Source organism: Microcoleus sp. BROC3, from assembly GCF_036702515.1.
In the GTDB taxonomy this organism is placed as follows: domain Bacteria; phylum Cyanobacteriota; class Cyanobacteriia; order Cyanobacteriales; family Microcoleaceae; genus Microcoleus.
Genome location: NZ_JAUBTQ010000009.1, coordinates 22,143 through 34,874 on the forward strand (window position 1 = coordinate 22,143; position 12,732 = coordinate 34,874).

The 12,732-nt window shown below is 45.8% G+C and carries 19 protein-coding genes and 1 pseudogene; 16 read left to right on the plus strand and 4 right to left on the minus strand.

Features of this window, described 5'->3' with window-relative positions:
- Positions 1–62 precede the first annotated feature (62 nt).
- The gene (locus QUB30_RS07735) at positions 63–263 is read left to right on the plus strand and encodes a hypothetical protein (protein WP_333262001.1); all 201 of its coding nucleotides are present in this window, start codon (positions 63–65) and stop codon (positions 261–263) included.
- A gap of 184 nt (positions 264–447) precedes the next feature.
- Complete coding sequence (locus tag QUB30_RS07740; protein ID WP_333331467.1) at positions 448–645, plus strand: DUF433 domain-containing protein; 198 nt, start codon at positions 448–450, stop codon at positions 643–645.
- Here QUB30_RS07740 and QUB30_RS07745 read toward each other — a convergent pair.
- From QUB30_RS07745 to moaA, 4 genes and pseudogenes are all read right to left on the minus strand, one after another.
- Positions 646–753: pseudogene (locus QUB30_RS07745) on the minus strand (cyclic pyranopterin phosphate synthase MoaA); the annotation flags it as partial.
- 56 nt (positions 754–809) lie between these two features.
- Complete coding sequence (locus QUB30_RS07750; RefSeq protein ID WP_333331470.1) at positions 810–1,250, minus strand: DUF7689 domain-containing protein; 441 nt, start codon at positions 1,248–1,250, stop codon at positions 810–812.
- Position 1,251: 1 nt separating this feature from the next.
- Positions 1,252–1,731: a hypothetical protein gene (locus tag QUB30_RS07755; RefSeq protein WP_333331473.1), complete on the minus strand. Its 480-nt coding sequence runs from the start codon at positions 1,729–1,731 to the stop codon at positions 1,252–1,254.
- Positions 1,732–1,825: 94 nt separating this feature from the next.
- Complete coding sequence (moaA, locus tag QUB30_RS07760; RefSeq protein ID WP_333331476.1) at positions 1,826–2,815, minus strand: GTP 3',8-cyclase MoaA; 990 nt, start codon at positions 2,813–2,815, stop codon at positions 1,826–1,828.
- A gap of 212 nt (positions 2,816–3,027) precedes the next feature.
- On the opposite strand from moaA, the gene QUB30_RS07765 reads away from it, so the two are divergent.
- The 14 genes from QUB30_RS07765 (at position 3,028) to QUB30_RS07830 (ending at position 12,728) form a co-directional block, all read left to right on the plus strand.
- Positions 3,028–4,224, plus strand: a complete 1,197-nt coding sequence (locus QUB30_RS07765; RefSeq protein ID WP_333331479.1) for a transposase — start codon at positions 3,028–3,030, stop codon at positions 4,222–4,224.
- 95 nt (positions 4,225–4,319) lie between these two features.
- The gene (locus tag QUB30_RS07770) at positions 4,320–4,775 is read left to right on the plus strand and encodes a nitrate reductase associated protein (protein ID WP_333331481.1); all 456 of its coding nucleotides are present in this window, start codon (positions 4,320–4,322) and stop codon (positions 4,773–4,775) included.
- Positions 4,776–4,955: 180 nt separating this feature from the next.
- Positions 4,956–5,135, plus strand: coding sequence for a hypothetical protein (locus tag QUB30_RS07775; protein ID WP_333331483.1), 180 nt, complete (start codon positions 4,956–4,958; stop codon positions 5,133–5,135).
- A 397-nt stretch (positions 5,136–5,532) separates the two neighbouring features.
- A complete protein-coding gene (locus QUB30_RS07780; protein WP_333331486.1) occupies positions 5,533–5,988 on the plus strand; it encodes an ATP synthase subunit I in 456 nt (151 codons plus the stop codon).
- A 27-nt stretch (positions 5,989–6,015) separates the two neighbouring features.
- Complete coding sequence (atpB, locus tag QUB30_RS07785) at positions 6,016–6,771, plus strand: F0F1 ATP synthase subunit A (protein WP_172184533.1); 756 nt, start codon at positions 6,016–6,018, stop codon at positions 6,769–6,771.
- Positions 6,772–6,917: 146 nt separating this feature from the next.
- Positions 6,918–7,163, plus strand: a complete 246-nt coding sequence (gene atpE, locus QUB30_RS07790) for an ATP synthase F0 subunit C (RefSeq protein WP_172184535.1) — start codon at positions 6,918–6,920, stop codon at positions 7,161–7,163.
- A 26-nt stretch (positions 7,164–7,189) separates the two neighbouring features.
- Positions 7,190–7,657 (plus strand): F0F1 ATP synthase subunit B', encoded by a 468-nt coding sequence (locus tag QUB30_RS07795; protein WP_333198150.1) that lies wholly within the window; start codon positions 7,190–7,192, stop codon positions 7,655–7,657.
- A gap of 87 nt (positions 7,658–7,744) precedes the next feature.
- Positions 7,745–8,272 (plus strand): F0F1 ATP synthase subunit B, encoded by a 528-nt coding sequence (locus QUB30_RS07800; protein ID WP_172184539.1) that lies wholly within the window; start codon positions 7,745–7,747, stop codon positions 8,270–8,272.
- A gap of 3 nt (positions 8,273–8,275) precedes the next feature.
- Positions 8,276–8,821 carry an ATP synthase F1 subunit delta gene (gene atpH / locus QUB30_RS07805; RefSeq protein ID WP_172184541.1) on the plus strand — a complete coding sequence of 182 codons (546 nt, stop codon included), beginning with the start codon at positions 8,276–8,278 and terminating at the stop codon, positions 8,819–8,821.
- Positions 8,822–8,939: 118 nt separating this feature from the next.
- Positions 8,940–10,457: a F0F1 ATP synthase subunit alpha gene (gene atpA / locus QUB30_RS07810; protein WP_333331491.1), complete on the plus strand. Its 1,518-nt coding sequence runs from the start codon at positions 8,940–8,942 to the stop codon at positions 10,455–10,457.
- 128 nt (positions 10,458–10,585) lie between these two features.
- Positions 10,586–11,539 carry a F0F1 ATP synthase subunit gamma gene (locus tag QUB30_RS07815; protein WP_333307384.1) on the plus strand — a complete coding sequence of 318 codons (954 nt, stop codon included), beginning with the start codon at positions 10,586–10,588 and terminating at the stop codon, positions 11,537–11,539.
- A 334-nt stretch (positions 11,540–11,873) separates the two neighbouring features.
- Complete coding sequence (locus tag QUB30_RS07820; RefSeq protein ID WP_333037343.1) at positions 11,874–12,059, plus strand: hypothetical protein; 186 nt, start codon at positions 11,874–11,876, stop codon at positions 12,057–12,059.
- A 74-nt stretch (positions 12,060–12,133) separates the two neighbouring features.
- The gene (locus QUB30_RS07825) at positions 12,134–12,337 is read left to right on the plus strand and encodes a hypothetical protein (protein WP_333331495.1); all 204 of its coding nucleotides are present in this window, start codon (positions 12,134–12,136) and stop codon (positions 12,335–12,337) included.
- 16 nt (positions 12,338–12,353) lie between these two features.
- Complete coding sequence (locus QUB30_RS07830) at positions 12,354–12,728, plus strand: hypothetical protein (RefSeq protein WP_333331498.1); 375 nt, start codon at positions 12,354–12,356, stop codon at positions 12,726–12,728.
- Positions 12,729–12,732 lie beyond the last annotated feature (4 nt).

The following is a 12,732-nucleotide window of genomic DNA, read 5'->3' on the forward strand; positions in this document are numbered from 1 at the left end:
TATCGCCATCGTACCAACCTTGCCATAACCATAAAAACCGTATAACTGTGCGAGCCGTGGCAGTGCCAGACACGGTTAGGGTGCGATTGTGCGAGCGTTACCGTGGCAGACGTGAATCACCCCAAAATCCCCTAGACCGCGCTAAATGGTTCCATTTTGAAGCCGTGCCAGCCGTGCCAGCCGTCGGAGATGTGGAGCCGATCGCCCCGTGTCGATCGGACTGCCGCCAATTTTGGAGTCTTATTGGTGGAAAACCCTACTAAATTCGGCAGACATCAAAGCCTGTCTTGCTTTGGCCGCAGACCATGAGAAAACTGATCCGCCTTGGCTACTTTCAACGTCAGGGTTATTTTTTTCTCACTACTTGCTCAAACCTGAAATCCTGACCTAAACAAACCAGGATTATTTGCAGTTATAATTACGCTTATTAGTACAAAATATTGCTTTATGGACTACCACGACATCATCACAATTGAACCGGGAAAACGCAGTGGCAAACCATGTATTCGGGGAATGCGAATCACCGTCTACGACATCTTAGAATATCTCGTCGGTGGCATGACGGAAGCAGAAATTCTGGAAGATTTTTCAGAATTAACTTCGGCAGACATCAAAGCCTGCCTTGCTTTTGCTGCAGATAGATAATTACCCGCCAATTTGAGACACTGTGCGGCTGTAATTTCCTTGAGTAGTTCCCGAATCCCGCTGCTTGAAATTAATCTCAGGTTTAATCTCTAATATGTGCCGCACTCGATCACATTTAATATAATTATTTGTAAATTGGGTTGAGCTAAAGCGATCGCCTTTCCCTAATTTATCGCACATTTAAGAATTTGACCGACAACTCCATACCTGTCGCCTGTCAATCCATCCAATTCGTGTTCAACATCTTCCAACCATCCAAGTTTACTTGTCCACTTACCATTAGGCAACTGTCTGGCTGCATGAGTTGGGATACCGCTAGAGTCAACATATATTGCTATTTTTTGATATCCAGCTTCTAATATATCACCATTACAAAGTTCATATCCCAGTGTTTGATAAACCTGAATATATGCGTCTAAAGTCTCCTCTTGCGGCACGCCTTCTGACCAATAGAATTGCTCTCCTGGTATCGGTTGCCACCAGCGATCTTCTTCACCAGCAGCCCACGCAAAACAGTTATATTCCTGTGACTTTTGGCTGGTAACTCGATAATCAGTCCGAGACAAATTAGGCCATTTAATTTCAAGTTCTGGTCTTCTATACATTCTATTCAATCGCGTAGCCTCGATCTTTACCCCACTCTATCCAAGCTGATGCCATCTGTTTTACCCTTCCCCTTTGTTCCGGTTTAATGGGATTTTCACCAGTAATGGCATTCAATGCAGCTAGCCAGTAAAGGGGATTTTTTTTCAGTTCCGATAGCAACAGCGGTACGACTTGAGAACCCATATTAATAATTTCCTGATATGCAGGATGCTGAGACATTTGAGCTGTCGAAGACATTCCCCCAACTTCACTTTGCCATTCCGTAGCAAGAGTATAAAATTTGTCAATTACCTCGATCGCAATTTCAGCATTTTGATTGCAAATATCTCGATCGGTATTTGCTGCGGGATTTTCTCGTTGCGCGATCGAGCTTTCAATGTTCATCAAGACTAATTCTTCGATGGATACATTCATCTCAGCAGCAACTTTTTGTAGCTTCAGCATCAGCCGGTCTGAAATGGCGATCGAGATGGTGTTCATCGTTAAATACCTGATTTATAATTAACCACAGAGAACGCAGAGATTACAGAGAGGGGGAGAGAATATCGAGGGAATACTAAAATCGGAATTGATATCACCCGCCGATTTGAGACATGGTGCGGCTGTAATTTCCCTGAGTAGTTCCAGAATCCCGTTGCTTGAAATTAATCTCTGGTTTAATCTCTAATATGTGCCGCACTCGATCGCGCAATTCGCCTGTAGACACCCCATTCCGTAAAGCAGTTTTTAAGTCAATTTGACCAGTTTCGTTCAGCAGACAAGGCCGCAGCCACCCGTCAGCAGACAAACGCATCCGGTTGCAGCGATCGCAAAAACACTCGGACATTTGGCTGATAAATCCTAAAGTGCCCTTCGCCCCCGGAATTTGAAACACATCCGCCGGCCCATTTCCGCGCACTCCCGACTCCGCTAACCCGTATTTGTCGCTAATTTGTTGCCGCAATTCTGCCGATGCTACCCAACCCTTATCGCCAAATAAATCCCCATTGCCGATCGGCATAAACTCAATAAAACGAACGTGCCAATTCCGGTTAATTGTTAACGCCGCTAAATCCAATATTTCGCTGTCATTGACACCGGGAATTACCACAACATTCAGTTTCAGCGGGTCGAATCCAGCTTGATAAGCCGCTTGAATTCCCTCCCAAACCTGCGTCCACCGCGATCGTCCCCGACTGCCAATTATCTTGTCGAAAGTCTCCGGTTCCAAGGAATCCAAACTAATATTAATGCGGCGCAAACCAGCATTGTAGAGATTTTCCGCCATTCCCGCCAGCAAAAAGCCGTTGGTTGTCATGGATAAATCTCGCGTTTCCGGCAAAGATGCGATCGACCTCACCAATTCCACCACCCCAGGCCGCAGCAGCGGTTCCCCACCAGTCAACCGAAACTTAGTAAATCCCACGGGTATAAAAACTTCCCGCAGCAGAGTTAGCAATTCCGAGTGAGTTAACAACTGCTGCTGCAATACATAGTCCAACTCGCTACCTTCCGGCATACAGTAGAGACAGCGGAAGTTGCAGCGGTCTATCAAGCTAATCCGAAGGTAGTCTACGGTATCCATGTCAATAGTTTGTAATATTATTTAATTATAAATGGCGATCGCATTTTCTGCAATTATTGATAGAAAGCAAAAAACCTGCATCGATTTCTCTCTCTTCTCTTACCGAAAAATTGGGTTTAAAGCCCTGCCCTTCTAGGGCGGCTTTTTTCTTAGAAATCGTGTTGTCCCTTTGTAACCGTATGGTACAATACTGAGACAAGGAGGTACTACAAGTGTTTTCTCTAACCTACGAGTTTAAGCTCAAACCTACCGTCAGCCAAGTTTCGCTGTTTGAAGACTGGCTAGAACAGTGTCGGCGCGTGTATAACTACGCACTTGCTGAACGGAAGGCTTGGTATAAGTCTCGTAGTTGCCAGGTTAATGCTTGTTCCCTACATTCCGAGTACATTATTCCTGCTGATGCTAAGCGTCCTACTTATGCTTCTCAGTGCAAAAGTTTAACATCCGCCAAAGAAAAAATCCCCGCTTTGAGGGTAGTTCAATCGCAAGTTCTACAACAAACACTTAAACGGTTAGAACAAGCTTTTGTTTCAATGTGGGAGAGAAACTTTGGCTTTCCTCGGTACAAGAAGCCTGGTCGCTGTAAATCTTTTGTTTTTCCACAACTTGGGAAATCGCCTTTGAAAAACGGAATAATTAACCTACCTAAAATAGGTTGGGTTAAGTTCCGACAATCAAGGGAGATACCTGGTGATGCCTTGGTGAAACAAGCTCGAATTGTTAAACGAGCTAGCGGTTGGTACGTGATGCTTAGTTTGCAATGGGGTGTATCTGTACCTCAACCAACACCATCAGGAGAAGCAGTAGGAATCGACGTAGGATTAATCAGTTTTATCGCTACATCATCTGGGCTAACACTACCAAGACCGAGGTTTTTTGTAGACCTTCAACGCCAGCTTAAATTGCTGCAACAAAGAGTCAACAGAAAGAAACTTGGGTCAAATAATTGGCGTAAAGCTCAAACGAAAGTGGCAAAACTCCATGAACATATAAGCAACACCCGCAAGAACTTTCATTGGCGTACTGCTCACTTGCTTTGCAATCAGGCAGGAATGATATTTGTTGAAGACTTAAATTGCAAAGCTCTAGCTGCGGGAATGTTAGCCAAGCACTGCCTAGATGCGGCTTGGGGACAATTCTTCAACATCCTGAAACAGTGTTGTTTTAAGCGTGGAGTCTTTTTCATGGAAGTTGACTCTAGAAAAACAAGTCAAATTTGCCCTAACTGTGGAGTTGAGACAGGTAAAAAAGATTTGTCAGAACGTATCCACAAATGTAATAGCTGCGGGTATACAACTGATAGAGATGTTGCCTCCGCCCAAGTAGTTCTACGACGAGGACTTGCAGCGGTAGGGCATACCGTCAAGATGCTTAATGAGGGCAAGGTCGTTGGACTCCCTACGAGTTAAGAATCTTCGCCCTTATAGGGCGGAGAGTGTCAATCTGTGCTCTCTGCGTCCTCTGCGGTTAATAAAAAAAATCTAGTTTGCAAGTCTATACATCTATGACATTCTTTGAATTTGAAGCTGATTTTGTCGAAGCTTTGCGCTGCATCCCCATGCAAGTACGTCTCAAGTTAGATACTTGCGGCATTAAATTAAAGTTGCAGGATTGGAATCATTTCAACCAAGCCGAACGGCAAAGTCTTGTAGAGTTACCTTGCTTGACAGAAGCAGAAATTATTGATTACCGAGAAAAGCTAAATCAAATATTAATTCAACAGACAGGCAAACCGGGAACTGATTTGGCTGTTGATGAAAATCCCCCGTGGATGGATGCTGCAACTGTACCGGAGTCGGTTTCTGCAAAAGCGCAAGAGCTCGGCGTGACAATTTCTTTGGCCCAGTGGGCGAATTTGCAGCCTCTACAGCGATTTGCTTTGATTAAGCTTAGTCGATCGAGCCACGAAAATAGAAACTTTCTCCCGGCTGTTAAAGAGTTTCACCTCGTTGAATCATAGGTCACTTGCCCTGCCTCTAGTTTGTAGTCTGGCTAACAGTCCCGCACAAGAATGCACGAACCGCCTGTGCATACACTCCTGTCAAGTTATTTTTTGTATTTAAAACTACTAAATGCTGGCTAGTTTCAGATATCGCCTCTAAAATCAGTATCAAAGACTACTAATTACAGAAAGCCGATCGTGGAATTCTATGCAGGTGTAGACTGGGACGAAGCATTCGGGTATCGGCCCGGACAACAAGTTGAGTTCAAAGCACAGCCTGGAACCTTTGATACTGTTGCTTGCTGCGAACCGATGATGGTACCCCCATCTGGCTGGAGAACGCTCCCGTACCCCGCTGCCCTCACCAACTGGGAGTAGTTTCGACCGCAGTGATTGACGCTGGTTACTTGTTAGAGCCTCACCGTTGAGCGCTGTCGCCCCAAAAGTGCTAAAGTTGAGTCTTCTTTGCGGGCGATCGCGACAACATTATAAATATTTATAAAATCTGCGGCTGTCTGCATCAAAGCCTTCTAGCTTCAGGCTTGGGAACGGTTCGGCACGCTTGCCGAACCAGGTCAAGTGGTTCAGGCAGACCGTTCTGAGAAACCCATCAAAAAATTCATTTTTTTTAAGTTATGTTACCTGCACGTGGTATTATTCGATGTGAAGTGTACGAGCTGTAACGTTTGTCACACTTGTCGCTACAAGACGGTTTCAACCGAATTAATTGTAGTGGGAGTCAACTAACACCGACTGCTTTGAAAGTCAAGTAACCTTGTCAGATCAATCTCGCGCATCCACCGCCCAAACGCAGGACATCTCTCAGACAGGTTCGTCCGAACCGGAGTCCACTGATGCTATGCAAGATTTCTACAAACTTCAGCAACAGTTGTTTGTAGTCACACTCGCTTTCACGGGAATAATTTTTATCTCTGTGTGGATTGTTTATTCACTCAACATTGCCCTAAATTACTTGATTGGGGCGATCGTAGGTGTGGTTTACTTGAGAATGTTGGCCAAAGACGTTGAGCGCCTCGGCCCGCAAAAGAGGAGTCTGAGTAAAAATCGGTTGGCTGTATTTATTGGGTTGATTGTAGTAGCAACTCAGTGGAATCAGCTACACATTTTGCCGGTATTTTTGGGATTTCTGACATATAAGGGCGCGCTCGTCTTTTATATGCTGCAAAGCCTGTTCATTCCCGATCCCGTCAATGGGTCAGGCAGTCGGTGAACCCTCCACTGTGTGAACTTCTTGTGAATGGAAATGCTAAATGTCTTAAATGCCTTTAATGCTCTTCCCTTCGCTGTGTTGGAAGTTGGCAAGCATTTCTACTGGCACATAGGCAATCTCAAAGTTCACGGGCAGGTATTCATCACCTCCTGGATTGTGATTGCTCTCCTCCTGATAGCTTCCCTGGCGGCAACTCGCAATATGCAGAGAATTCCGCGCGGAATGCAAAATTTCATGGAGTACGCCTTAGAATTCATTCGAGACTTGGCTAGAAATCAACTCGGCGAGAAAGAGTACCGTCCCTGGTTGCCATTCATTGGCACTTTGTTCCTGTTTATTTTTGTATCGAATTGGTCGGGGGCCTTAGTTCCTTGGAAACTAATTAGGTTGCCAGAAGGCGAACTAGCTGCTCCGACCAACGACATCAACACGACGGTAGCACTTGCTTTGCTGACTTCTCTGGCATATTTTTATGCGGGTTTCAGCAGGCGGGGTTTGGGTTACTTTAGTAAGTACATCGAACCAACCCCAATTTTGTTGCCGATCGCCATCTTGGAAGATTTCACCAAGCCTCTTTCCCTAAGTTTCCGTTTATTTGGTAACATTTTAGCGGATGAATTAGTGGTAGCGGTGCTGGTGCTGTTAGTTCCCCTGTTTGTACCTCTGCCCGTAATGATGTTGGGTCTGTTTACCAGTGCGATTCAAGCTTTGGTATTTGCCACCTTGGCAGGAGCTTACATTCACGAAGCATTGGAAGGACACGGCGACGAACACCACGATTAACACTCTGGAATTGGTTAATGGCTAATAGCGATATGTCAGAAATCAGCAGTCCAATGACTAATGACTGATGACTAATTACCAATTACCAATTACCAATTACGCACTATCTGTTTTTCAATCTGTACACAAAGTTAAGGAAATTTATCATGAATCCGACAGTTGCTGCTGCTTCAGTTATCGCCGCAGGTTTAGCTATTGGTTTGGGCGCGATCGGACCTGGCATCGGTCAAGGTAATGCCTCGGGTCAAGCAGTAGAAGGTATTGCCCGCCAGCCGGAAGCAGAAGGCAAAATTCGCGGGACTCTCCTGCTGAGCTTAGCATTCATGGAATCCCTGACCATCTACGGTCTGGTTATTGCATTGGTGCTGCTGTTTGCTAATCCCTTCGCTTAATACTGAAGGACTGCAAAAAGGGGCGGATGTCTTTCCGCCCCAAAACAAAGGAGGAACTAAAAGTGTTTGATTTTGATGCAACTTTGCCTTTTATGGCGTTGCAGTTCCTAGTTTTGATGGTAGTCCTGAACGCTGTTTTCTATAAGCCCCTGACAAAGATGCTCGACGAGCGGGATGAATACATCCGCACCACTCAAGTGTCTGCTGGGGAACGCTTGGCGAAAGCTCAGAAATTAGCGCAGGAATACGAACAAAAACTGGGAGAAACTCGCAAACAGTCTCAAGCAGTAATTGCTGCGGCTCAAGCAGATGCCCAAAAAACCGCGTCGGCAAAAGTAGCTGAGGCTCAAAAAGAAGCTCAAGTGGCGCGAGAAAAGGCAGGACAAGAGATTGAGCAACAAAAACAAGAGGCAATGCGCTCGCTGGAGCAAGAAGTAGATGTCCTGAGCCGACAAATTCTTGAAAAGCTATTAGGCACTGCACTGGTCAAATAGCTCGATCGAACAGTTTGAGATTTTGGGTAAATCCTCAAATCTAAAATCGGTTCACCAAACCTGCACGCGCAATTATGGAAGAGTATCATGGGGACTGTTTTATTGCTAGCCACAGAAGCTAGCGGGGAAGGTGGTTTCGGTTTAAATTTCGATATTTTAGAAACCAACCTGATTAACCTGATCATTGTTATTGGATTGCTGTTTTACTTCGGGCGCGGCTTTTTAGGGAACATCCTCAGCGAAAGACGCTCCGGCATCGAAGAGGCAATTAAAGAAGCAGAAACTCGCCAAAAAGATGCAGCAGCAGCTCTAGCAGAGCAACAGCAAAAATTGACTCAAGCGCAAGCAGAAGCGGAACGGATTCGCTCCGCTGCTGAAGAAAATGCGAAGAAAGCCAAAGAAGCAATTCTAGCTCAGGCAGCGCAGGAAGTTGAACGCATGAAAGCAACAGCGGGTCAAGAGTTGGAAGCAGATCGAGAAAGAGCGATCGCCCAACTCAGATCGGCAGTTGTATCTATGGCATTAGAAAGGGTGGAAGGCCAGCTAAAAACTAGCTTGAACGAAAACGCTCAACACCAATTAATCGATCGCAGCATTGCGTTACTGGGAGGCTAGAAAGTGAGTAAAGTCAGCACCGAAGTCTTACAGCCTTACGCATCCGCTTTGATGTCACTGGCTAAGTCTAACAACCTCTCAGAGCAGTTCGGCGAAGATATCCGCTCCTTGCTGAACCTGCTAGAAAATTCCGAGGAACTGCGCCTGTTTCTAGGCAGTCCACTGGTGAAACCGCAGGATAAAAAAGCCGTAATCGATCGAATAGCGGGATCAGAAATGAACCCGTTGATGCGGAACTTTTTGCGGCTGTTAGTAGACAAAGGACGGATTCTTTTTTTAGAAGGAATTGGCAAAAAATACTTGACCGAGCTCCGAGAACTCAACCAAACTGTTTTGGCGGAAGTTACCTCGGCTGTCCCGCTTTCAGACGCTCAGCAGCAAACTGTTCGCGAGAAAGTGCAGGCGATGACAAGCGCAAGGCAAGTAGAAATTGAAACCAAAATAGACGCAGATTTAATCGGCGGAGTCGTGATTAAAGTAGGCTCTCAAGTGATTGATGCCAGCCTGCGAGGACAATTGCGCCGCTTGGGATTTCGCTTGAATTCTTAATAGTTAATAGCTGATAACTATTAGCTAATTTAGTTAGCGGTTAACTGTTAGTAGTTTTGAACAACTGACAATTGACAACTGACAACGGACAACTGACAAATAATAACTGACAACTGACATGGCAGCAATCAGACCAGACGAAATTAGCAGCATTATTCGCCAGCAAATTGAGCAGTACGACCAAGATGTTAAAGTTTCTAACGTCGGTACGGTTCTGCAAGTAGGCGACGGTATTGCCCGGATTTATGGCTTAGATAAAGCTATGTCCGGGGAATTGCTAGAATTTGCCGACGGCACTGTTGGTATTGCACTGAACTTGGAAGAAGATAACGTCGGCGCTGTGCTGATGGGACAAGGACTCGGCATCGAAGAAGGTTCGGTGGTAACAGCTACTGGCAGAATTGCTGAAGTCCCCGTGGGTGAAGCAATGTTGGGACGGGTAGTTGATGCTTTGGCCCGTCCGATTGACGGCAAAGGGGACATTAAAACTACTGAATCTCGCTTGATTGAATCTCCGGCACCGGGGATTGTTTCTCGCCGTTCTGTTTACGAACCGATGCAAACAGGAATTACCGCTATTGATGCGATGATTCCGGTGGGAAGAGGACAGCGGGAACTGATTATCGGTGACAGACAAACTGGTAAAACTGCGATCGCGATCGACACGATTATTAACCAAAAATCGGAAAATGTTGTCTGCGTTTACGTGGCGATCGGTCAAAAAGCTTCTACAGTAGCTAACATCGTCAACGTCCTGCAAGAAAAGGGCGCGATGGACTACACAATTGTCGTAGCAGCCAACGCTAGCGACCCCGCAACCCTGCAATATTTGGCTCCCTACACAGGTGCTAGCTTAGCCGAGTATTTCATGTACAAAGGCAAGCACACTTTGGTCATTTACGATGACCTTTCCAAACAAGCACAAGCTTACCGCCAAATGTCTCTGTTGCTGCGCCGTCCTCCCGGTCGCGAAGCTTACCCCGGAGACGTGTTTTACCTGCACTCTCGCTTGCTAGAACGCGCTGCTAAATTGAGCGACGATTTGGGCGAAGGCAGCATGACTGCTTTGCCGATTATCGAAACCCAAGCTGGTGACGTTTCTGCTTACATTCCGACGAACGTAATTTCGATTACCGACGGTCAAATCTTCCTTTCTTCTGACTTGTTTAACGCTGGTTTGCGTCCCGCAGTAAACCCCGGTATTTCGGTATCGCGGGTAGGTTCGGCGGCTCAAACTAAGGCGATGAAAAAAGTAGCCGGTAAGGTGAAACTGGAATTGGCGCAGTTTGAAGAACTGGCAGCATTTTCTCAGTTTGCTTCTGACTTGGATAAAGCTACCCAGAATCAATTGTCGCGCGGTCAGCGCTTGCGGGAACTGTTGAAACAGCCCCAAAGTTCGCCTCTGCCGATGAACGAACAAGTGGCTGTAATCTATGCCGGTATTAACGGCTATATGGATGACATTCCGGTGGAAAAAGTCAGCAAGTTTACTGTTGGTTTGCGCGACTATTTGCGGACTAGCAAGCCGAAATACGGTGAAATTGTTCAAGGCGGAAAGGCATTGACTGATGAAGCTGAGAAGCTGCTGAAAGAAGGCATCACTGAATACAAGCAAAGTTTTCTAGTTTCTGCGTAGAAAAGTAGAAATTTTGAACCGCAGATGAACGCGGATTAACGCAGATAATCTGAAGTTGATCTGCGTTACTCTGCGTTAATCTGCGGTTTTAATTAAGAAGATGCGGGCAAGGATGTAAGGAGAAAGTTATGGCAAATCTGAAAACTATTCGCGATCGCATTAAGTCGGTCAAGAACACTAAAAAGATTACAGAAGCAATGCGCTTGGTGGCCGCTGCTAAGGTGCGCCGCGCTCAAGAACAGGTGACTGCAACTCGGCCTTTTGCCGATCGACTGGCAGAGGTATTGTACGGTTTGGCGGAACGCTTGCAGTTTGAAAACCTGGATTCGCCGCTGCTGAAAAAACGCGAAGTGCGATGTGTGGGACTGTTGGTAGTTTCGGGCGATCGGGGTTTGTGCGGCGGCTACAACAGCAACATCATCAGATACGCCGAAAATCGCGCTAAGGAAATCAAAGCTGAAGGCTTAGATTACAAATACGTGTTGGTAGGACGCAAAGCTACTCAGTATTTCCAGCGCCGCGAACAGCCGATCGATGCTACTTACGCTAACTTGGAACAAATTCCCACAGCACCGGAAGCGGCACAAATTGCTGACGAATTGCTTTCCTTGTTTTTGTCGGGAACTGTGGACAGAGTTGAGCTAATTTACACCAAGTTTGTGTCCCTAATTAGTTCGCGTCCGGTAATTCAAACTTTACTGCCCCTCGACCCCCAAGGTTTTGAAGTGCAAGACGATGAAATCTTCCGCTTGACTACGAAAGGCGGAGAGTTTCAAGTATCGCGCGAAAAGGTTTCTGCACCTACTATGAAAAGTTTGCCCCGCGACATGATTTTTGAGCAAGATCCGGCGCAAATTCTGGATGCTCTTTTGCCCTTGTATTTGAACAACCAATTGCTGCGGGCTTTGCAAGAGTCTGCTGCTAGCGAGTTGGCGGCGCGGATGACGGCGATGAACAATGCTAGTGAGAATGCTAGCGATTTGATCGGTAGTTTGACGCTGACTTATAACAAGGCGCGGCAAGCAGCAATTACTCAGGAAATCCTGGAAGTTTGCGGCGGTGCTGAGGCTTTGAACGGTTAGGTTAGGGTTGACAATTTGTTGATTTTATGGTAAGCGTCTGAGGGAACTCAGGCGCTTTTTTTATTTATAAAGTTGTTACAATTGACCACAATGTACTAACAAAGCCAAACTCAAGATTTTTTGCAGAAACCGGGTTTATGAGCGTAAATCATACCTAAATGACTTAAATTAACGCTCTGTAGCGTTTTTCGCGGAAAACGGCATTTATTGCACTCTTGCATAAGTATGCACTAACGCATATAGTGAAAATAATGCACCTGTATGCAAAAAGCTGGTTTTTAGGCAAACTACATAAAAATGTCACAATGTATATGTTGTAAAGCCTTGAGCCTGTATGGATGAAAACAAGACTGTGGCTATTAGAGTAGAAATGCCGCCGGAATTGCGGAACCGATTTAAGTCGGCTGTTGCTAGGGACGGTAAAAATATGAGGGATGTTTTGCTGGAATTTATGGAGCAATATGTCATCAAGGCTGAGCAACCAAAAATAGAAGCAAGTCAAAACCAAAACAACACATAGCTGCTGTGTGCAGTGGTGGAGCGATCGCATACAGGGCAAGACATTTAGTTTTTAAACTGTAAGGGAAGTCTGAAGTGAGGAGCGATCGCGTACCGAATCCAAAGCCAGAAAACGTACACCATGTTACAGATCCCGAACTCTGTGAAAAGATGGGCGAAAAATACAACTGGCGGTTAAAAGAAATCCGAGTGACTCGTAACACCCCCCCTGATGTGGCTTGCGTGTTTGACGGGGAACAAACCTCGTTTCAGGATATGTGGCAAGATTACCAAGATTAAAGGAAAGGGAGGAAAAATGGCAAAAAAAATCTGGATTGTCTACAAAACCGAAAGCATGAGTGCTCCCGGCTGGGAAAAACGTCAGCTTATGCCGAGGGGCGGTCTAACTAATATACTTTGGGAAAATTGGACTTGGGAAGAAAACCCAGAAATTCCCCAAGTAGGGGACAAAACCCGCGATTATGAAAATCTATCTGACCCCGGTAATGGAGTCACCCACGGGAAAGATGGAGATTGGGTAGTTACTCGCGTTCAGCAGTTTTCTGCTTCCGATACTGAGGAGCGAATTGTGGTGTGTTACTGTTCTTACCAACCTGTTACATCTGATTGGGAAGCGCTACAACGGGGTGAGTCTGTCAATCAGATGCTAGCAAGTGTCGAGCAATATTGAGTGG

Bases quoted from the DNA above. Each gene is read 5' to 3' on its own strand.
- QUB30_RS07795 (WP_333198150.1), top strand. From the start codon at position 7,190: ATGTCTTTCCGCCCCAAAACAAAGGAGGAACTAAAAGTGTTTGATTTT.
- QUB30_RS07770 (WP_333331481.1), top strand. From the start codon at position 4,320: ATGACATTCTTTGAATTTGAAGCTGATTTTGTCGAAGCTTTGCGCTGC.
- QUB30_RS07820 (WP_333037343.1), top strand. From the start codon at position 11,874: ATGGATGAAAACAAGACTGTGGCTATTAGAGTAGAAATGCCGCCGGAA.
- QUB30_RS07815 (WP_333307384.1), top strand. From the start codon at position 10,586: ATGGCAAATCTGAAAACTATTCGCGATCGCATTAAGTCGGTCAAGAAC.
- atpB (WP_172184533.1), top strand. From the start codon at position 6,016: ATGGAAATGCTAAATGTCTTAAATGCCTTTAATGCTCTTCCCTTCGCT.
- QUB30_RS07750 (WP_333331470.1), bottom strand. From the start codon at position 1,250: ATGTATAGAAGACCAGAACTTGAAATTAAATGGCCTAATTTGTCTCGG.
- atpE (WP_172184535.1), top strand. From the start codon at position 6,918: ATGAATCCGACAGTTGCTGCTGCTTCAGTTATCGCCGCAGGTTTAGCT.
- QUB30_RS07740 (WP_333331467.1), top strand. From the start codon at position 448: ATGGACTACCACGACATCATCACAATTGAACCGGGAAAACGCAGTGGC.
- QUB30_RS07830 (WP_333331498.1), top strand. From the start codon at position 12,354: ATGGCAAAAAAAATCTGGATTGTCTACAAAACCGAAAGCATGAGTGCT.
- moaA (WP_333331476.1), bottom strand. From the start codon at position 2,815: ATGGATACCGTAGACTACCTTCGGATTAGCTTGATAGACCGCTGCAAC.
- atpA (WP_333331491.1), top strand. From the start codon at position 8,940: ATGGCAGCAATCAGACCAGACGAAATTAGCAGCATTATTCGCCAGCAA.
- QUB30_RS07755 (WP_333331473.1), bottom strand. From the start codon at position 1,731: ATGAACACCATCTCGATCGCCATTTCAGACCGGCTGATGCTGAAGCTA.
- QUB30_RS07800 (WP_172184539.1), top strand. From the start codon at position 7,745: ATGGGGACTGTTTTATTGCTAGCCACAGAAGCTAGCGGGGAAGGTGGT.